18 protein-coding genes are annotated in these 19,509 nt (G+C 67.4%); 8 read left to right on the top strand and 10 right to left on the bottom strand.

The features are described from left to right. Positions 1 to 15 precede the first annotated feature (15 nt). Positions 16 to 375, top strand: coding sequence for a VOC family protein (locus ASE28_RS22155; protein ID WP_369818257.1), 360 nt, complete (start codon positions 16 to 18; stop codon positions 373 to 375). On the opposite strand, the gene ASE28_RS22150 is transcribed toward ASE28_RS22155, so the two are convergent. The 6 genes from ASE28_RS22150 to argS all read right to left on the bottom strand — a co-directional run bounded on the left by ASE28_RS22150 (position 376) and on the right by argS (position 6,706). Further along, entirely contained in the window at positions 376 to 1,977 is a 1,602-nt protein-coding gene (locus ASE28_RS22150) for an RNA polymerase factor sigma-54 (protein ID WP_057203888.1), read from the bottom strand. It abuts the gene before it with no gap. A 63-nt stretch (positions 1,978 to 2,040) separates the two neighbouring features. Then, complete coding sequence (lptB, locus tag ASE28_RS22145; RefSeq protein ID WP_057203887.1) at positions 2,041 to 2,823, bottom strand: LPS export ABC transporter ATP-binding protein; 783 nt, start codon at positions 2,821 to 2,823, stop codon at positions 2,041 to 2,043. Beyond that, positions 2,820 to 3,473, bottom strand: a complete 654-nt coding sequence (gene lptA, locus ASE28_RS22140; protein ID WP_057268506.1) for a lipopolysaccharide transport periplasmic protein LptA — start codon at positions 3,471 to 3,473, stop codon at positions 2,820 to 2,822. Before lptA ends, lptB begins: the two co-directional genes overlap by 4 nt. Before the next feature lie 110 nt (positions 3,474 to 3,583). Further along, entirely contained in the window at positions 3,584 to 4,240 is a 657-nt protein-coding gene (locus ASE28_RS22135; protein ID WP_057268505.1) for a thiol:disulfide interchange protein DsbA/DsbL, read from the bottom strand. A 74-nt stretch (positions 4,241 to 4,314) separates the two neighbouring features. Next, a complete protein-coding gene (locus ASE28_RS22130; RefSeq protein WP_057203884.1) occupies positions 4,315 to 4,983 on the bottom strand; it encodes an SPOR domain-containing protein in 669 nt (222 codons plus the stop codon). A gap of 13 nt (positions 4,984 to 4,996) precedes the next feature. After that, a complete protein-coding gene (argS, locus tag ASE28_RS22125; protein WP_057203883.1) occupies positions 4,997 to 6,706 on the bottom strand; it encodes an arginine--tRNA ligase in 1,710 nt (569 codons plus the stop codon). A 232-nt stretch (positions 6,707 to 6,938) separates the two neighbouring features. On the opposite strand from argS, the gene ASE28_RS22120 reads away from it, so the two are divergent. Beyond that, complete coding sequence (locus ASE28_RS22120) at positions 6,939 to 7,289, top strand: PsiF family protein (protein WP_057203882.1); 351 nt, start codon at positions 6,939 to 6,941, stop codon at positions 7,287 to 7,289. An 89-nt stretch (positions 7,290 to 7,378) separates the two neighbouring features. Here ASE28_RS22120 and ASE28_RS22115 read toward each other — a convergent pair whose 3' ends face one another. After that, positions 7,379 to 7,825, bottom strand: a complete 447-nt coding sequence (locus tag ASE28_RS22115) for a DUF2214 family protein (RefSeq protein ID WP_057203881.1) — start codon at positions 7,823 to 7,825, stop codon at positions 7,379 to 7,381. Between the two features lie 175 nt (positions 7,826 to 8,000). Next, a complete protein-coding gene (locus tag ASE28_RS22110; RefSeq protein ID WP_057268504.1) occupies positions 8,001 to 9,365 on the bottom strand; it encodes a dicarboxylate/amino acid:cation symporter in 1,365 nt (454 codons plus the stop codon). Positions 9,366 to 9,595: 230 nt separating this feature from the next. On the opposite strand from ASE28_RS22110, the gene ASE28_RS22105 reads away from it, so the two are divergent. Next, the gene (locus ASE28_RS22105) at positions 9,596 to 12,271 is read left to right on the top strand and encodes a PAS-domain containing protein (protein WP_057268503.1); all 2,676 of its coding nucleotides are present in this window, start codon (positions 9,596 to 9,598) and stop codon (positions 12,269 to 12,271) included. A gap of 13 nt (positions 12,272 to 12,284) precedes the next feature. Here the strand turns inward: ASE28_RS22105 and ASE28_RS22100 are convergent, their stop codons facing one another. Together ASE28_RS22100 and ASE28_RS22095 are read right to left on the bottom strand one after the other, a co-directional pair. Beyond that, positions 12,285 to 12,929 (bottom strand): response regulator transcription factor, encoded by a 645-nt coding sequence (locus tag ASE28_RS22100; RefSeq protein ID WP_057268502.1) that lies wholly within the window; start codon positions 12,927 to 12,929, stop codon positions 12,285 to 12,287. Positions 12,930 to 12,956: 27 nt separating this feature from the next. After that, positions 12,957 to 13,889, bottom strand: coding sequence for a LysR family transcriptional regulator (locus ASE28_RS22095; protein WP_057203877.1), 933 nt, complete (start codon positions 13,887 to 13,889; stop codon positions 12,957 to 12,959). A 172-nt stretch (positions 13,890 to 14,061) separates the two neighbouring features. On the opposite strand from ASE28_RS22095, the gene ASE28_RS22090 reads away from it, so the two are divergent. From ASE28_RS22090 to ASE28_RS22075, 5 genes are all read left to right on the top strand, one after another. Beyond that, positions 14,062 to 16,272, top strand: coding sequence for a malate synthase G (locus ASE28_RS22090; RefSeq protein WP_057268501.1), 2,211 nt, complete (start codon positions 14,062 to 14,064; stop codon positions 16,270 to 16,272). Positions 16,273 to 16,489: 217 nt separating this feature from the next. Further along, positions 16,490 to 16,723 (top strand): cysteine-rich CWC family protein, encoded by a 234-nt coding sequence (locus ASE28_RS31605; protein WP_082608201.1) that lies wholly within the window; start codon positions 16,490 to 16,492, stop codon positions 16,721 to 16,723. 48 nt (positions 16,724 to 16,771) lie between these two features. Then, positions 16,772 to 16,960: a 4-oxalocrotonate tautomerase gene (locus ASE28_RS22085; protein ID WP_057203875.1), complete on the top strand. Its 189-nt coding sequence runs from the start codon at positions 16,772 to 16,774 to the stop codon at positions 16,958 to 16,960. Between the two features lie 27 nt (positions 16,961 to 16,987). Beyond that, positions 16,988 to 18,484, top strand: a complete 1,497-nt coding sequence (locus ASE28_RS22080) for an MFS transporter (protein WP_057203874.1) — start codon at positions 16,988 to 16,990, stop codon at positions 18,482 to 18,484. A 29-nt stretch (positions 18,485 to 18,513) separates the two neighbouring features. Next, the gene (locus tag ASE28_RS22075; RefSeq protein ID WP_057203873.1) at positions 18,514 to 19,281 is read left to right on the top strand and encodes a class II glutamine amidotransferase; all 768 of its coding nucleotides are present in this window, start codon (positions 18,514 to 18,516) and stop codon (positions 19,279 to 19,281) included. Positions 19,282 to 19,509 lie beyond the last annotated feature (228 nt).

The raw sequence follows: 19,509 nt of genomic DNA, 5'->3' as shown, positions 1-19,509 counted from the left end.
CCCACCATGCACCCCATGCTCGGCACCATCATGGTCTACGCGCGCGACATGCAGCGCAGCGCTGCGTTCTACGGCACGCATTTCGGCCTGCAGACCACGGGAGAGGTGGTGGAGGGCCTGATCGAACTCAAGGCCCCGGACGGCGGCGCCAGCATCCTCATCCACCAGGCGGCCAAGAGCGTGAAGCTCGGCCAGGCCGGGGTGAAGCTGTGCTTTCATGTGCACGACGTGGAGGCCTTCAAGGCCTATGCGCTGACGCAGGGCCTGGCATTCGGCAGCACGCACCAGGCCAATGGCTATGCGTTTGCCAATGTGAAGGACCCGGACGGCAACGCCGTCAGCATCTCCAGCCGGGCGTTCAGAACAGCGGCCTGATCAGAGCGCCTTGCGCAGGTTGGCTGGCGCGATCCGGAGCGCCTCGCGGTACTTGGCCACGGTGCGGCGCGCGCACTCGATGCCCTGCTCCTTGAGCATCTCGGCGATCTGGCTGTCCGACAGCGGCTTGGCGGGGCTTTCGGCCGCCACGAACTGCTTGATGAGGGCGCGCACGGCCGTGCTCGATGCGTTGCCGCCGGTCTCGGTGCCCAGGCCCGAGCCGAAGAAGTACTTGAGCTCGTAGGTGCCGATGGGCGTGGACATGTACTTGGCCGTGGTCACGCGGCTGATGGTGGACTCGTGCAAACCCAGCTCATCGGCGATGTCGCGCAGCACCAGCGGGCGCATGGCCAGCTCGCCATGGGTGAAGAAGCTCTTTTGCCGCTCGACGATGGCCCGCGAGACGCGCAGGATGGTGTCAAAGCGCTGCTGGATGTTCTTGATGAACCAGCGCGCCTCCTGCAACCGCTGCTGCATGGCCTGGTGGCCCTCGCCGCCCTTGTGGCCGCGCAGGGCACCGGCATAGATGTCGTGCACGCGCAGGCGCGGCATCACGTCGGGGTTCAGGGCCACGATGAAGTTGTGCTGGCCATCTCGGCCATTCGCCCGCCCGGCCTTGCGCACGATGACGTCGGGCACGATGATGTTGCGCTCCACGTCCACGAACTTGCGCCCGGGGCGAGGCTCCAGCCGCGCGATCAGGGCCATGGCGGCGCGCGTGCGCTCCTCGCCATCGCCACACAGCTGCGTGAGGCGGCGGATGTCGCGGCGCGCCAGCATCTCCAGCGGCTGCTGGCACACACGCAACGCGGTCTGCACGGTGTCGGGGTCGATTTCGCTGTCTTCATCGGCGGCCAGCGCGGTAAGCTGCAGCGTGAGGCATTCACCCAGGCCACGTGCACCCACGCCCACAGGCTCCAGGCTCTGCAGCAGGCGCAGGGCGACGGTGAAGCGGTGCACCAGCTCCTCGATCTGCTCCAGGTCGTCGGGGCCGGCCAGGCCCACGGCCAGCTCTTCCAGCGGGTCTTCGAGGTAGCCGTCGTCGTTGAGCGATTCGATCAAAAAGCGCAGGGCGGCCCGGTCCACCTCGGACAGGCGCAGCGACAGGGCCTGGCGGTGTAAAAACGCGGTGAGCGATTCGTGCGTACGCGCCAGTTCGGTGGCATCGGCCTCGTCGCCTTCGGAATCATTGCGGTTGCGGGCCGGCGCATCGCCGCCCCACTCGGCATCGTTGGGGGACACGTCCACGGTGCCATCGCCACTCCAGTCGGGCTCGTCGCCCGCACTGCTGCCCACTTCCGCATCGCCCTGCGGGCTGTCGGCCGAGGTCTCGGTCGACGTGCTGGTGCCCGGGGCGCTGGAATAGACCGCGTCGTCGGAACTGTAATCGTCTGGCTGCACCGGCGCATCGGCCGTTTCCACGCCGAACTCCTCGCGCGGCGCCTCGTCGGCATTGCGTTCGAGAAAGGGGTTTTCGTCGAGCATCTGCTCGACCTCCTGCCCCAGCTCCAGCGTGGACAGCTGCAGCAGCCGGATGGACTGCTGCAATTGCGGCGTGAGCGCCAGGTGCTGCGATACGCGCAGTGACAGGCCGGGCTTCATCGCACAGCCCCCCGGGGCTGCCGCAAAGGCAGGTGCATGGCGAACGGGTGGTCCATCGGTCTGCTACATGCGGAAGTGTTCACCCAGGTACACCCGGCGCACTTCGGCGTTGTCGACGATTTCGGAGGGGGTTCCCTGGGCCAGCACATGGCCATCGCTGATGATGAAGGCGTGGTCGCAGATGCCCAGCGTCTCGCGCACGTTGTGGTCGGTGATGAGCACGCCGATGCCGCGCGCCTTGAGGAAGCCGATGATGCGCTGGATCTCGATCACGGCGATGGGGTCGATGCCGGCAAAGGGCTCGTCCAGCAGGATGAAGCGCGGCTGCGTGGCCAGCGCGCGGGCGATCTCCACGCGGCGGCGCTCGCCGCCGGACAGGGCCAGCGCGGGCGAGGCGCGCAGGTGCTCCACGCGCAGTTCCGTGAGCAGCGCGGTCAGGCGCTCTTCGATGGCCTGGCGCGGCAGCGGCTGGCCGTCCTCGCCGCGCTGCAATTCGAGCACGGCGCGCACGTTCTCCTCGACCGTGAGCTTGCGGAAGATCGAGGCTTCCTGCGGCAGGTAGGACAGCCCCAGGCGCGAACGGCGGTGGATGGGCATGTGGGCCACCGAGTGGCCGTCGATGCGGATGTCGCCGGCATCGCTGCGCACCAGGCCCACGATCATGTAGAACGAGGTGGTCTTGCCCGCGCCGTTGGGGCCGAGCAGCCCGACGACCTCGCCCTTTTGCACGACCAGCGATACGTCCTTGACGACCTTGCGGCTGCCATAGGATTTTTCGAGGTGGTGCACCTCCAGCCGGCTGTCCGCCGGGGAATCGGCGGCGGTACTCACGTGCTGCCCACTCACTTGGCGCCGCCGCTCAGGGTGCTGCTGGGGCGCAAGGGGGTGCCCGGTGCCGCTGCGGCAGGGGCGGCCGCGCTGGCGGGTGTTTCCTTGGGCGACAGGATGGCGCGCACGCGGCCACCGGGCGCCGGGGTGTCGCCCGCCGCATTGGTGCTGCCGCGCGGCTTGGCGTCCACGGTGAACACGTCGGTCAGGTTGTTGTAGACGATGACCTGCCCGGTGATCTCGTCGGTCAGCGTGGATTCGCGGTAGCGCCGCAGCTCGGCGCGGGTGATGAACTTCACGTTGTCGGCCCGGCCGTCGTACTCGATGACCTCGCTCTCGCCTTCGATGAACTCGTCGGGCGCGCCCGCCAGCGTGTCGCGCTTCTGGCGAAAGAAGGCGCGCTTGCCCGGCTCGGCCGTGACCACGCCGAACTGGTAGCCGTCCGCGTCCTGGCGCACGTCCAGGCGCGCGCCACGCAGCACGATGGTGCCCTTGGTCATGACCACGCGGCCGGTGAACACGCTGGTCTGCTTGAGCTCATCGTGGCGCAGTGCGTCGGCCTCGATGTTCATGGGCTTGTTGCGGTCGGCCTTTTCGGCGTGGGCCGCCGTCTGGACCATGGCCAGGGCCGAGAGGAGGAGTAGGGTCGGGAGGATGCGGTAGTTCATAGGGCACGAATCTTGCAGATCATTGTAGCCACCCGTGGCGACATGCCATGAAAAAAGCCCGCATCCGCGGGCTTTTGGTACACACAGGCGCCAGTCCTGCCAAGAAATGGTCAGCCTTTGCGGACCGCGCCCACCAGATGCTCTACCACCTGCAGCACGACAGGCATGCTGCCGGCCATGGTGCCATCGGTGTAGAAGCGGCCGGCCACACCCATCGAGGGCACGCCTTCCACACCGTACGCATCCTGCAGCTGCGACGCGCGGCGCACCTGGTTGGAGACGGTGAACGAGCTGTAGATTTCCTTGAACTTGGCCACGTCCACGCCCTGCGTGGCGATCCAGGCCATGATTTCATCGTCCTTGGCGAGCTTGGCCTTCTCCACGTGGATGGCACGGAAGACCTTGGCATGCAGCGCATCGAGCTTGCCCATGCCTTCGAGCGTGAAATACAGCTTTTGCTGTGGCACGAAGCTGGGATTGAACGCCACCGGGATGCGGCGGATGCTCAGGTCCTTGGGGGCTGCCTTGACCCATGCGTCGAGCGTGGGCTCGAAGGCATTGCAGTGGGGGCAGCTGTACCAGAAGAATTCGATCACATCGACCTTGCCCGCCGGCGCGTCGGGCGTGACAGGCTTGTCGAGCTTGCGGTAGTCCTTGCCCTCCTTGAACTGGCGCGGTTGCGCCAGCGCGGGGGCGGCCACGGGCAGGGTCAGGGCTGATGCGGCCACTGCGGAAGCGGCAGACAGGGAAAACTCGCGGCGTTTCATGAAAGTGGCACTCCTTGGTCTGGTATTGGGGTGTGTGAGCCACGCCCCCGGAAAAAGTTCAGGCAGGCATGCCCTCAGCGCTGCACCCGCACCAGGGCGGACTCGACGCCCGTGGTGTCGAGCTTGTCCTTGAGCTGGGCGGCGTCATCTCGCTTGGTGAACGGGCCGACGCGCACGCGGAACACGGTGCGGCCATTCTGCTCGCGCTCGCTCACGCGGGCCTCCCAGCCCAGCATGGCCAGCTTGGCGCGCTGCGCATCGGCATCGGCCTGGGTGCGGAAGGCACCGGCCTGCACGAAGTAGTCGAAGGGGTCGGCACTGTTGCCGGGCGCCGCAGCGGCCTTGGCAGCGGCCAGATCCCCCAACGGGTCGGCACTGCCGGGCTTGGTGGCTGCGGCGGCAGGCTTGGCCGACGAGGCGGCGGCACGCGGGTCCGCTGCTGCCACGGCAGGTGCCGAGGCAGCAGGCGCAGGCGCCGGTGCCACCCCTGCCGTGGCGGGAGCCGACGCTGCGGCCGCAGGAGGCCGCGCGGGGTTCTTGCCATACAGCGGCGAGTTCGGGTCCCAGTTCTTGTTCTTCTGCGCTTCGGCCGCGTCCTGGTCGGTGCCGCGTGCGCCACCCTTGTTCAGGAAAGGCACGGGCACCTTGGTCACGTAGACGGCGACCGCCAGCGCGGCCCCCAGGCCGAAGATCACGCCCACGATAAAGCCGATGATGGTTCCGCCCAGTTGCTTGTTCTTCATAGGTAGTGGTCGCTTACATTCTGGCCGGAGCCGATACGCCCAGCACAGCCAGGCCATTGTGCAATACCTGCGCGGTGGCGGCGACGAGGGCCAGGCGCGCGCGCTTGACGGCCTCGTCGTCCACCAGGATGCGCTCGGCATCGTAGTAGCTGTGGTAGCTGGCGGCCAGGTCGCGCAGGTAGAAGGTGACGTCGTGCGGGGCTTCTCCGTCGGCCGCAGCGGTGAGCATTTCGGGGTACTTGGCCAGCTGCAGCATCAGTGCCTGGGCTTGCGGGCCTTCGAGCGGGGACAGGTCCACGCCCTGGAGAGAAGCCACGTCGCCACCGCCCTGCTCGGCCCAGCTGCGCAGCACCGAGCAGATGCGCGCATGCGCATACTGCACGTAGTACACCGGGTTGTCGTTGTTCTGCGCCACGGCCAGGTCCACGTCGAAGGTGTACTCGGTGTCGGGCTTGCGGCTGAGCAGGAAGAAGCGCACCGCGTCCTTGCTGGTCCATTCGATCAGGTCGCGCAAGGTGACGTAGCTGCCCGCGCGCTTGCTGATCTTGACCTCTTCGCCGCCCTTGACCACGCGCACCATGGTGTGCAGCACGTAGTCGGGGTAGCCGTGCGGGATGCCCACTTCGGCCGCCTGCAGGCCAGCGCGCACGCGCGCGATGGTGCCGTGGTGGTCGGTGCCCTGGATGTTGACCACCTTGGTGTAGCCGCGCTCCCACTTGGCGATATGGTAGGCCACGTCGGGCACGAAGTAGGTGTAGGTACCGTCCTGCTTGCGCATCACGCGGTCTTTGTCGTCGCCGTAGTCCGTGCTCTTGAGCCACAGGGCGCCGTCCTGCTCGTAGGTCTTGCCGTTGGCCACGAGCTTGCCCACCGTGGCCTCCACGCGGCCGCTGGTGTACAGGCTCGACTCAAGGTAGTACTCGTCGAACTTCAGGTTGAAGGCCTGCAGGTCCTTGTCCTGCTCGTTGCGCAGGTAGGCCACGGCGAACTGGCGGATCGATTCCACGTCGTCCACGTCGCCGCTGGCTGTGTACTCGCGGTCATCGGCCTTGACGGTCTTCTTCGCCAGGAAGTCGTTGGCGATGTCCTGGATGTAGTCGCCGTTGTAGAAGGCCTTGCTGGCCGGGTTCTCGGAATCCGTAGGCCAGCACTCGTCGCCGGGCTTGAAGCCTTTGGCGCGCAGCTGCGTGCTGTTCGTCAGCGTCTGGATCTGCACGCCCGCATCGTTGTAATAGAACTCGCGGTGCACACCCCACCCCTGGGTGGCGAACAGGTTGCAGATGGCATCGCCCAGGGCGGCCTGGCGGCCGTGGCCCACATGCAGCGGGCCCGTGGGGTTGGCCGAGACGAACTCGACCAGCACCTTGGCGCCCCGGTCGGCCTGGTAGCCGAAGCGCTCGCCGGCAAACAGCACCTCGCGCACCACCTCCTGCTTGGCAGCGGGCTTCAAACGGATGTTCAGGAAGCCCGGGCCCGCGATCTCGATGGCATCGACCCAGCGCCTGAAGGCGGGCGTGGCCTCCAGCGCCGCCTTGAGCTGCTCGCCCAGCGCGCGCGGGTTGAGCTTGAGCGGCTTGGCCAGTTGCATGGCCGCCGTGCAGGCGAAATCGCCATGCGCGGCCACCTTGGGGGATTCGAACGCCGCCTTGGCGCCCGCGCCAGGGGAAAGGGTGTCCAGCTCGGCCGCGAGAGCGGCCAGCAGATCGTGTTTGACAGAGAGCATCCCGGGATTTTACGGGGCGGGCCGTGACTGCCCTGACAGGGTGTGTTGCCCACGCCACCAAATGCGCGCACAGGCCTGCACGACAGGCACAAAAAAAGCGCTGCGCAGCTGCAACAGATTGCAAACAATCCTGTCATCCCGCGAACCGTGTCAGCGCAGCCCGGGGGCGGTACGTTGTAATCGGGCAATCCGATGCGGATTGCATCGGATGCCCTTACCACCGGAGCACTATATGAAAAAGCTTCTCTCCCTGACGGCCCTGAGCCTGGTCCTCTCTTTCGGTGCAGCACACGCTGCCGACGCCCCTGCGGCCAAGGCCTCCGCGCCCGCAGCTGCGGCTGCAGCCGCCCCGGCGGCGACTGCAGCATCGGCCGCAGCACCCACCAAGCAGCAGTCCAAGATGGCCACCTGCAACACCGAGGCAGCCGACAAGAAGGGTGACGAGCGCAAGGCCTTCATGAAGACCTGCCTGTCCAACAAGCCTGCCACGCAGCAGGACAAGATGAAGACCTGCAACGCCGACGCAAAGGGCAAGAAGGGCGACGAGCGCAAGGCCTTCATGAGCGATTGCCTCAAGAAGTGATCTGCCGTGCCGGCCTGCCTGGCCGGCATTCGCCAGCAACCCGCCCGGCCCCGTGCCCGGCGGGTTTTTTCATGGCCTGGGGCCTGTGCTTACCAGCCCCGCGCCCAGAACACCGCGATCACGGCCACCACCGGGATCGCATGGGCCTGCAGCATCACCAGGCGGCGCACCCTGGCGACTTCTCTCTTATCCGGCAGGGTGCCATCGGCGCGCAGCTGGCGCAGCCAGCGCCGGAAGGCGATGGTAGGGAAGATGGAGACGATGGCAATCGCCACCACCAGTGTGATCTTGAAGTGGAACATGGGCTGGGATACGTACCAGGACATGCCCTTGACCCCGAAGAACACCCGCGCCAGCCCCGTGGCCACCAGCGCCATGGCCGAGGCGGCATAGATGGCGTCGAGCCGCGCCAGGCGCTCCACCACCGCGGCATTGAGCCATTCGATGCGGCACAGCGCGGCCTGGCTTGACAGAAAGACCACCAGGGTCAGGATGGCCACTATGTGCAGGGCGGCCAATACGGCTTCGAGGGTCATCGCGGATCCTTGTTTGGGGCAGTTCGCGGCGATTGTGCGCGAGGAACGGCCCCGCAGAGGTAGGCGCCCTTCCTGACCCGTCCCTCGGCCGGCAGTTGCATGCGAAAAAGGAGCGTGCCCATGCAGGCACACCCCTTCTTGTGAAACCATGGCCCCGCAACGGGCCTGCCAGCGATCAGGCGGCCGTGCGCGCCACGGCGGCCACATCGGCCGGCACCACGGGTGCTGACACGGGGACTGCCACGTCCGGCAGCGGGTGACCGTCCAGGGCGGCGTGCAGGCGGGTGTAGTCGAGCGCATTTTCCCAGCGCGAGACCACTACGGTGGCGACGGCGTTGCCGATGAAGTTGGTCAGCGAGCGGCATTCGCTCATGAAGCGGTCCACGCCCAGGATCAAGGCCATGCCGGCCACGGGCACTTCGGGCACCACGGCCAGGGTGGCGGCCAGGGTGATGAAGCCCGCGCCCGTCACACCGGCCGCGCCCTTGGAGCTGAGCATGGCCACCAGCAGCAGGGCGACCTGGTGGCCCAGCGTGAGTTCGGTATTGGTGGCCTGGGCGATGAACAGCGCGGCCAGCGTCATGTAGATGTTGGTGCCGTCCAGGTTGAAGGAGTAGCCCGTGGGCACCACCAGGCCGACCACCGACTTGCTGCAACCGGCCTTTTCCATCTTTTCCATCAGTGAAGGCAGGGCCGATTCGGAGGACGAGGTGCCCAGCACCAGCATCAGCTCGGCCTTGAGGTAGCGGCACAGCTTGAGCACCGAGAAGCCGCACAGGCGCGCCACGAAGCCCAGCACCACCAGCACGAAGAGCAAGGAGGTGATGTAGAACGAACCGACCAGCCAGGCCAGGTTGACCAGCGAGCCCAGGCCGAACTTGCCGATGGTGAACGCCATGGCACCGAAGGCCCCCAGGGGCGCGGCCTTCATCACCAGGCCCACCACCTTGAACACGGGGGTCGTCAGCGCTTCGAGAAAGTTCTGCACGGGGCGACCGGCCTCACCCACCATGGCCAGCGCCACGCCGAACAGCACGGCCACCAGCAGCACCTGCAGGATGTTGTCGCCCACGAAGGGGCTGATCAGCGTCTTGGGGATGATGTCCATGGCAAAGCCGGTGAGCGTCATCTCGTGCGACTTGGCCACGTAGGTCTTGACGGCCGTCTGGTCCAGGTCGGCCGGGTTGATGTTCATGCCCGCGCCGGGCTGCACCACGTTGGCCACGATCATGCCGATGACCAGCGCCAGCGTGGAGAAGAACAAGAAGTACGCCATGGCCTTGCCGAACACCCGACCGACGGAGCTGAGCTGGGACATGCCCGCGATGCCGGTGACGATGGTCAGGAAGATCACCGGGGCGATGATCATCTTCACCAGCTTGATGAAGGCATCGCCCAACGGCTTGAGGGCCTCGCCGTACGCCGGCTCGAAATGGCCCAGCAGCACGCCCAGGACGATGGCGAGCACCACCTGGAAGTACAGTTGGCGGTAGAACGGCAGGTGCACCGGTTGGGCGGCCTGGGCAGGAATGGCGTGCATGGGAGACTCCAGAAGTCACGGGAACTGCACCACCGGGGTGCTTCGAGGGTGCTGTTTGTACCGCTGCCCGCTGTTTCCGCAGATAGCTAATTGGTAGTAGTCGGCGGCGCCCCCATAGGAGGCCCATCGGCAAATCCTAGGGAAAACACCTAGCCTCCCAGAAAGGTGCGGCACACTCCCACGCGCACCAAACACGCGCTTGTGAGCGCCTTCCACGAACCGCCTCGTCCATGACCACCTCCCACCGCCGCAAGTTCTGGACTGTGCTGATCCTGCTCGCAGGCATGGCGGCCAGCATGTTCGCGGCCGGCCAGTGGGCCTGGCAGCATTCGCTCGACGAAGAGAGCGACAGCGTACAGCGCCAGCTGGCCCTGTACGGGCAGACGCTGGGCCAGCGCATCGACCGCTACCGCACCCTGCCCGAGGTGCTGGCGCTGGATGCGCAGCTGTACGACGCGCTGAGCCGCCCCCAGAGCACGGCGCAGGTGGAGCAGCTCAACCTCAAGCTGGAGCGGGCCAACGGCGCCAGCCAATCGTCCACCCTGACCCTGATCAACCGCGAGGGCCTGGCCGTGGCAGCCAGCAACTGGCGCAGCGCCACCAGCAACGTGGGCGTGGACTACAGCTTTCGCCCCTACGTACAGCAGGCGCTGGCGCAAGGCAGCGGCAGCTTCTATGGCATCGGGGTGACGACGGGGGAGCCGGGCTACTTCCTGTCGCAGGCCATCCGCGATGACCAGGGCGAGCCGCTCGGCCTGGTGGTGATCAAGATCGCACTGCAGGAGCTGGAGCGCGAATGGCTGCAGACGGAGGACATCGTGCTGGCGTCCGACGCGCACGGCGTGGTCTTTCTCGCCAGCCAGGATGCCTGGCGCTACCGGCTGCTGGAACCGCTGACCGAAGCGGAGCGCCGCGAGCTGGCCGCCACGCGCCAGTATTCGGACCAACCGCTGCGCCCCCTGGACTACCGGGTGGACGACCACATGGACAACGGCGGCCGCCTGGTGCGCATGCAGACAGCCGACCTGCCGGGCCTGCCCGGCCGCCTGCTGTGGCAGACCCAGCCCCTGCCCGGCACGCCCTGGCAGTTGCACCTGGTGCACGCAACCCACAGCAGCGTGGCGGACAGCCGCTGGGCTGCTGCGGCGGGCGGCGGCGGCTGGCTGGCGCTGGCGCTGCTGGTGCTGTTCGTGCGCCAGCGCCAGCGCCTGGCCCACCTGCGCCAGCGCAGCCGCCAGGAGCTGGAGACCGTGCTGCAGCAGCACGCCCAGGAACTGCGCACCGCGCAGGACGGCATCGTGCAGGCGGCGCAGCAGGCCGCGCAACAGACGGATACGGGACTGTCGCGCAGCCTGGAGCACCTGCCGCAGGGCGTGGTCATCATCGACGCCGACCTGCGCCTCGTGGCCTGGAACTCGCGCTATGTGCAGCTGTTCCGCTACCCCTCCGACCTGATGCAGGTGGGCCAGCCCATCGAGGGCCTGCTGCGCCACAACGCACGCCGCGGCCTGCTGGGCCCTGGCCCGGTCGACGAATCCGTCGAGCGGCGCCTGTCGCACCTGCGCAGCGGCCTGCCCCACCTGCACGAAAGCGCCAAGGACGACGGCACGGTGCTGGAGATCCGCGGCACCCCCCTGCCCGAGGGCGGGTTCGTGACCAGCTACGCCGACATCACCAGCTACAAGAACGCCGCGCGCGAGCTGCGTTCGCTGGCCGATGCGCTGGAGCAGCGCGTGGCCGACCGCACGCGCGACCTGGACGCCGCCCGTCGCGAGGCCGAGCAGGCCAACCGCTACAAGACCCGGTTCGTCGCGGCGGCCGTGCACGACCTGCTGCAGCCGCTGAACGCTGCACGCATGTTCAGCTCGCTGCTGCGCAGCCACCTGCACGACGATGCCGGCCGGCATGCGGCCGACAGCATCGACGGGGCCCTGGCTGCGCAGGACGCGATCCTCAACAGCCTGCTCGATATCTCGCGCATGGAGTCTGGTCAGCTCGACGTGCGCATCCACGACGTGGCCCTGGGCCCGCTGCTGCAGGTGCTGGCCCACAATTTCGGTGTACTGGCCGAGAACCAGGGCCTGAAGCTCTCGTGTGTGGCCACGCGCCAGGTGGTGCGCACCGACGAGAACCTGCTGCGCCGCATCCTGCAGAACTTCGTCTCCAACGCCATCCGCTACAGCAGGCACGGGCGCATCGTGGTGGGTTGCCGCCGCGTGGGCAACGGCCACCTGCGCATCGAGGTGCATGACCAGGGGCCAGGCATTCCCGAGGCGCTGCAGCGCGAGATCTTCGAGGAGTTCCGCCGTCTGGACGAGGGCCGGGCCCACGACCGGGGCGCCGGCCTGGGCCTGGCCATCGTGGAGCGCCTGGGCCGCCTGCTGGGCCACCCCATCGGGCTGCGCTCGCAACTGGGGCGCGGCAGTGTGTTCTGGGTCTGTGTGCCGCTGGGTGATCCGACCGCCCTGCAGCAGCAGATCGCAGCCCCCGCCACGGCCCAGCCAGCGCTCGAGGACGCCCCGCTGCACGGCAGCAGTGCCTGGGTGATCGAGGACGATGGTCCGACCTGCGCTGCCACGAAGGCCCTGCTGGAGCGCTGGGGCTGCCAGGTGCCGCTGGCCGGTGACGCGAAGGAGGCGTTGGCGCAGGCCCAGCCGGGCCAGGCACCGCAGCTGGTGCTGCTGGACGTGCACTTGGGTGGCGGCCAGCACGGTCCTGACGTCTATACCGAACTGTGCCGCCGTTGGGGCCAGGCTCCGGCCGTGATCCTGGTGACCGCCGAGCGCGACGCCACGCTGCGCCGCCAGGCCGCCGAACGCGGCTGGGGCTTTCTGGCCAAGCCGGTGCGCGCACCCGCGCTGCGGGCACTGATGAGCCAGACCTTGCTGCGCCTGCGGGAAAGATAGCGCCGCAGCAGGCTCAGGCGGATGCCGCGTCCTCGGTCTCCAGGCTCTTGACCAGCACGGCTGCCTGGGTGCGGCTGTGGCAGGCGAGCTTTTTCAGGATGGCGGTGACATGCACCTTGACGGTGTTCTCGGCCAGGCCCAACTCACCCGCAATCTGCTTGTTGAGCAGGCCGTCGGCCAGGCACAGCAGCACGCGGAACTGCTGGGGGGTGAGCTGCGCCAGGCGGGCGGCCAGCTCGGCGTCGGCCTCGGAGCGCTCGGCCGCCATGGGCGGGAACCAGCTGTCGCCGGCCAGCACCGCCTCGATGGCCTCGCCCATGGCTTCGGCGGGCGCGGACTTGGGGATGAAGCCCACCGCGCCGAACTGCTGGGCGCGGCGGATGACGCGCGGGTGGTCATTGGACGAGATGATCACCACGGGCAGCTCCGGGTACTCACCACGCACATGCAGCAGGACCGAGAAGCCGCGCGCGCCCGGCATGCTCAGGTCCAGCAGCACCAGTTCCACCTCGGGATGCTCCTGCAGCGCCGTGCCCAGCGTGGCCGCACTGGCGGCCTCCAGCGTGCGGAACTGGGGCAGGCGCCCGTGCAGCACGTGCAGCACGGCAGCGCGGAACAAGGGGTGGTCGTCAGCGACCAGGAGCGTGGGCTCGGACATGGAGTCTGCAGTCTGCCACGGGCCCGATCAATGGGCCGGTATGCCCCGCCAGAAGGCAGGCTGCGCGTAATGGTGCTTGAGGAAGTCGATCCACAGCCGCACGCGCAGCGGCATGTGCTTGCGCTGGGGGAAGACCACGTAGATGCCGTTGGGCGGTGCAGCAAACTCTTCCAGCACCTCCACCAGGCGGCCGGCGGCGATCTCGGCCTCCACCTCCCAGGTACTGCGCCAGGCGATGCCGTAGCCGGCCAGGCACCAGTCGTGCAGCACCTGCCCGTCGGAGCAGTCGAGCGGCCCGCCGGGCTTGAGGTGGACCACCTCGGTGCCGCCGCCCTCCAGCGGCATGCGGAACGCCCAGCCACGCGTCTGCGAGGCTTCGCTCGACAGGGTCAGGCAATCGTGAGAGGGCAGTTCGCCCGGGTGGCGCGGGGCCGGGTGGTTTTTCAGGTACCCGGGCGTGGCCACGCACAGGCGCCGGTTGTCGGCAATGCGCACACTCACCAGGGACGAATCGGGCAGGTCGCCCACGCGCACGGCGCAGTCGAAGCCTTCACCGGCGAGGTCGACCACCCGGTCACTGAGGTTGAGTGAAATCGTCACGTCCGGGTGTTCGCTGCGAAAGCGCGGCACCAGCGGCGCCACATGCCTGCGGCCAAAGCCTGCTGGCGCCGTGATGCGCAGGTGCCCTGTGGCCTTGACGCCGCCCTCGGACACGCTGGCCTCGGCATTGGCCACGTCGGACAGCAGGCGCTGGCAGTCCTCCAGGAAGGCGCTGCCTTCATGCGTCAAGCTGATGCGCCGCGTGGTGCGAACCAGCAGCTTCACGCCCAGGTGCTCTTCGAGCGCATCGAGCCGGCGGCCCATGATGGCGGGCGCCACGCCCTCGGCCTTGGCGGCGGCGGTGAGGCTGCCACGCGTGGCAACCGAGACGAAGGATTCGAAGGCCTTGAGCTTGTCCATGGGGCTGATTATGGTGAAGGAGCGCGCCCACCGCACCCTAACTTGTGCGTAAAAGTCATTGGTTTACAGCTTTTGAGCATATTTATACCGACAAACATTTGCAATACAGTCTGTCCATGGCCTGCAGTGGCGGGCTCCGCATTTGTTCACATCCAACGCCTGAGGCACTCCCATGACCGACCGCACTTCCATCCACGGCCTCCAAGTGGCCACGTCCTTGTTCCGCTTCGTCGAAGACAAGGTGCTGCCCGGCACCGGCGTGGACAGCGCCGCCTTCTGGAAGGGCTTTGACGGCATCGTCGCCGACCTGGCGCCGCGCAACATCGCCCTGCTGGCCGAGCGCGACCGCCTGCAGACCGAGCTCGACACCTGGCACCAGGCCAACCCCGGCCCCATCACGGACATGGTGGCCTACCGCGGCTTCCTCGAAAAAATCGGCTACCTGGTGCCCCAGCCTGCCGACGTGCAGGCCACCACCACCAACGTGGACGACGAGCTGGCCACCCAGGCCGGCCCGCAGCTGGTGGTGCCCATCCTGAACGCCCGCTATGCCCTGAACGCGGCCAACGCGCGCTGGGGTAGCCTGTACGACGCTCTGTACGGCACCGATGCCATCCCCGAGACCGATGGTGCGGACAAGGGCAAGGGCTACAACCCCGTGCGCGGCGCCAAGGTGATCGCCTTCGCGCGCCAGGTACTGGACGACACGGCGCCCCTGGCCACCGGCTCGCACAAGGATTCGACCGGCTACCGCGTGGAAGACGGCCAGCTGGTGGTGGCGCTCTCCAACGGCGGCACCACGGGCCTGAAGGATCCCTCCCAATTCAAGGGCTACCAGGGCGACGCAGCAGCGCCTTCCTCGGTGCTGCTGCAGCACAACGGCCTGCACCTCGATATCCAGATCAACCGCAACACCCCCATCGGCCAGAGCGATGCGGCCGGCGTGAGTGATCTGGTGCTGGAGGCTGCGCTCTCCACGATTCTCGACCTCGAAGATTCCGTGGCCGCCGTGGACGCCGAAGACAAGGTACTGGGCTACAGCAACTGGCTGGGCATCATCCAGGCCACGCTGACCGAACAGGTCGCCAAGGGCGGCAAGACCATCACGCGCGGGCTCAATCCCGACCGGGTGTACACCGCCCCCTCCGGTGCAGCCGGTGCGGTGCGCCTGCACGGCCGTTCGCTGATGTTCCTGCGCAATGTGGGCCACCTGATGACCAACCCGGCCATCCTGTACACCGACGCCCAGGGCAAGGAGCGCGAGATCCCCGAAGGCATCATGGACGCCGTGGTCACGACCACCATCGCGCTGCACGACCTGCAGGGCCATGGCGCCAACGACATCCGCAACTCGCGCAAGGGCAGTGTCTACATCGTCAAGCCCAAGATGCACGGCCCCGCCGAAGTGGGCTTTGCCAGCGACCTGTTCGGCCGCGTGGAGCAGTTGTTGGGCCTGCCAACCAACACCGTGAAGCTGGGCATCATGGACGAAGAGCGCCGCACCAGCGTGAACCTCAAGGCCTGCATCGCCGCCGCCGCCAGCCGCGTGGCCTTCATCAACACCGGCTTCCTGGACCGCACGGGCGACGAGATGCACACCGCCATGCTGGCCGGCCCCATGATCCGCAAGGGCGACATGAAGACCAGCGCCTGGATCCAGTCGTACGAGAAGAACAACGTGCTGGTGGGTCTGTCGTGCGGCCTGCGCGGCAAGGCGCAGATCGGCAAGGGCATGTGGGCCATGCCCGACCTGATGGCCGAAATGCTCAAGCAAAAGGTCGCCCACCCCAAGGCCGGCGCCAACACCGCCTGGGTGCCCAGCCCCACGGGCGCCACCCTGCATGCGCTGCACTACCACCAGGTCAACGTGGCCGATATCCAGATAGGCCTGGAAAAGACCGACGTGAACGCCGAGCGCGACAACCTGCTGACCGGCCTGCTGACGGTGCCCGTGACCGCCACCCCGAACTGGACCGATGCCGAGAAGCAGCAGGAGCTGGACAACAACGCCCAGGGCATCCTGGGCTACGTGGTGCGCTGGGTCGACCAGGGCGTGGGCTGCTCCAAGGTGCCCGACATCCACAACGTGGGCCTGATGGAAGACCGCGCCACCTTGCGAATCAGCAGCCAGCACATGGCCAACTGGCTGCGCCACGGCGTGGTAACCGAAGCCCAGGTGAAGGAGACCTTCGAGCGCATGGCCGCCGTGGTGGACGGCCAGAACGCCGGCGACCCGCTGTACCAGCCCATGGCCGGCCATTTCGGCACCAGCATGGCCTACCAGGCGGCCTGCGACCTGGTCTTCAAGGGCATGGCCCAGCCCAGCGGCTACACCGAGCCACTGCTGCACGCCTGGCGCCTGAAGCTCAAGGCCGCAGCCTGACCGCCGAGAGGCCCCGCGGCCCCCCTGCACAGAGGGGTCCCCCGGATCCCTCCTCCAACGGCACCTTCGGGTGCCTTTTTTTTCGGCATGGCCCCACACCGGTGACCCCACAAAGGCCCTCACCCTGGCCCCTGGGCCCGGGAGGCGGCACAATGGGCCGGGCACGCCAGCCAGGCAGCGCGCGAGGCATGGCGCGCTCTGCTGCACCCACCCCACGATGACTCCCTCACCGATTTCTACCGCCTCGCAGTGCCCTTTGTGCGGGCAGGCGAACCAGTGCGCCATGGCGGCCGGACAGCCGCCCGAAACCTGCTGGTGCATGGTCACCACCGTGGCGCCCGAGGCCCTGGCCGAAATTCCTGCGGCGGCCCGTGGCAAGGTCTGCATCTGCCCGCTGTGCGCCCGGCCTCGTCCGGCTCTGGACGCATTGGACCCGGCGGCCCCGATATGATTTCCTCTTTTCTTTTCGTTCATTGACCATTACCCCAAGGAGTCCTGCATGCCCACTTACCACGTCGAGATGATGGAAGGCCGCACCATCGAGCAAAAGAAGAAGCTCGTGGAAGAAATCACCCGCGTGTCCGTCGAAGTGCTCGGCGGCTCGCCCGAGTCGGTCGACATCCTGATCACCGACATCAAGCGCGAGAACTGGGCCACCGGCGGCAAGCTCTGGTCCGAGCGCACCTGATACCCCTCTGACCACGATCCCCCGCCCATGAGCGCACAGCCATCCTCCAGCTCCCTCGCCGCACTGCGCGAACGCCATGGCGAGCGCTACCGCTGGCTGCTGCTGCTGACGGTCATGGTCGGCACGATGGCGTCGATCATGTCCTCGACCATCGTCAACGTCGCCATCCCGGACATGAGCCACTACTTCACCCTGGGGCAGGAACGTGCCCAGTGGGTGACCTCGGGCTTCATGGTGGCCACCACGGTGTCCATGCTCACCACGCCGTGGCTGCTGTCGCGCTACGGCTACCGCGCCACCTACGTGGGGGCCATGCTGCTATTGCTGGCGGGCGGCATCGGGGGTGGCCTGGCGCGCGATTTCGGCCTGGTGCTGGTGGCGCGTGTGGCCGAGGGCCTTGCGGCCGGGGTGGTGCAACCCATTCCTGCCGTCATCATCCTGTACGCATTCCAACCCCATGAACAGGGCCGCGCGAGCGGCATCTTCGGCATGGGCGTGGTGCTGGCACCGGCGATCGGCCCCAGCATCGGCGGGCTGCTGGTCGACTGGTTCGGCTGGCGCTCCATCTTCTTCATGGTGGTGCCGCTGTGCCTGGCCTCCATCTGGCTGGCCTACAAGTTCGTACCGGTCACGGCGCCGGGCGGCGTGGCGGCCAACCGCAATGGCGAGGCGCTCGACTGGCGCGGTCTGGCGCTGGGTACCGCCGGCACGCTGTGCCTGCTCAATGGGCTGGTGGCCTTGCATGGGGGCACCGCCACGGAGGCCATCCTCCTGCTGGCGGGCGCCGTGGTGGCCACAGGCCTGTTCATCGGCTGGCAGCGCCGGCAACTGCGGCAGGGCCGCAAGCCGCTGATGGACCTGCGGCTCTTTCAGTACCGGCAATTCGCCATGGGCAGTATCGTGGCCTTCATCTACGGCACGGCGCTGTTCGGATCCACCTACCTGCTGCCCGTGTTCATGCAGCTCGGCATGCAGCTGTCGGCCTCGCACGTGGGCACCATCATGCTGCCCGCAGGCTTCGTGCTGGCCATCACCATCGCCATGGTGGGCCGGCTGGCCGACCGGCAGCCCACGCACTTGCTGGTGAGCATCGGGCTGGCCCTTCTGGCCCTGTCCTTCGGGCTCATGGTGCTGGTGGGCCTGGGCTCGGCGCTGTGGATGCTGGTGGCCTTTGCCATCCTCGGCCGCATCGGCCTCGGTTTCATCCTGCCATCGCTGAACCTCGGGGCCATGCGGCCGCTGGACAAGTCGCTGATCTCGCAGGGATCGAGCGCCATCGGCTTTCTGCGCATGCTCGGCGGTGCTGCGGGTGTGAGCCTGTGCGGTATCGTGCTCGAATGGCGCCTGGGTGCGCATGGTGCATCGCTGACCTCGGGCGCGAGCAACGCCGCCCGCATCGATGCCTTTGGCGAAACCTTTCTGATGCTGACCGCGCTGTGCGTGCTGGCCCTGGTGGCCGCCTGGCAACTGCGCGAAGCGCCTGCGGCGCCGGCCGATACCCCCTCCTCTTCACCCCAGGCCTGATGGCCGACTGATCCGGACTTCTCGCGACCATGTGCCAACTGCTGGGTATGAACTGCAACACGCCGACCGACGTGACCTTCAGCTTCACCGGGTTCGCACAGCGCGGCGGCAACACGGCCGACCATGCCGACGGCTGGGGCATCGCCTTTTTCGAGGACCGGGGGTTGCGGCACTTCGTGGACCATCTGCCCGCCGTGGATTCGCCCGTGGCAGAGCTCATCCGCCGCTACCCCATCAAAAGCCAGAATGTGATTGCGCACATCCGCAAGGCCACCCAGGGCCTGGTGAGCCTGCAGAACTGCCACCCCTTCGTGCGCGAATTGTGGGGGCGCTACTGGGTGTTTGCCCACAACGGCGACCTCAAGGACTTCCGGCCCCGCCTGCATTCAACCTTCCACCCGGTGGGCGATACCGACAGCGAACACGCGTTCTGCTGGATCATGCAGGAGCTGGCGAAGTCCCATGCCAGCGTGCCCAGCATTGCCGAGCTGACCATCACCTTGAAGGAACTGGCCGCGCGCATCGCGCCGCACGGCACCTTCAACTTCCTGCTCTCCAATGGGCAGGCGCTGTGGGCCCATGCCTCCACTGGCCTGTACTACGTCGAGCGCAAGCACCCGTTCAGCGAGGCGCAACTGTCCGACGAGGACGTGCGCATCGACTTCGCCACCCAGACCACAGCCACCGACCGCGTGGCCGTGATCGTGACCGCACCACTCACCACCAATGAGGAGTGGACGGCATTTGGCAAGCAAGAACTGCTGGTGTTTGTGGACGGCCAGCGGCAAGGCGGCTGAACCGCTGGGTGCGGGCCTGGATCGCGAGAAGACTTGCCGGACCGGCCCACCAACCTCTGAACGCTCTGCGGAAAATCGCAAAGGCCGTGCGGTCATGGCAGCACGTGCCGCGCGGCTATGTGTCTTCTGCAGCCATCACGACCATCGGGCCGGAGGCATTTCGCCCGCCCAAACGCAAAACCCCCCAGTCCTTTGGAGACTGAGGGGATTTGGGGCTATAAGAGCCTG

Origin of the sequence: Acidovorax sp. Root219, assembly GCF_001428665.1 — a bacterium.
Lineage (GTDB): Bacteria > Pseudomonadota > Gammaproteobacteria > Burkholderiales > Burkholderiaceae_C > Acidovorax.
Note: the sequence above shows the minus strand (reverse complement) of the source record. Positions and strands in the feature narration are given on the sequence as shown.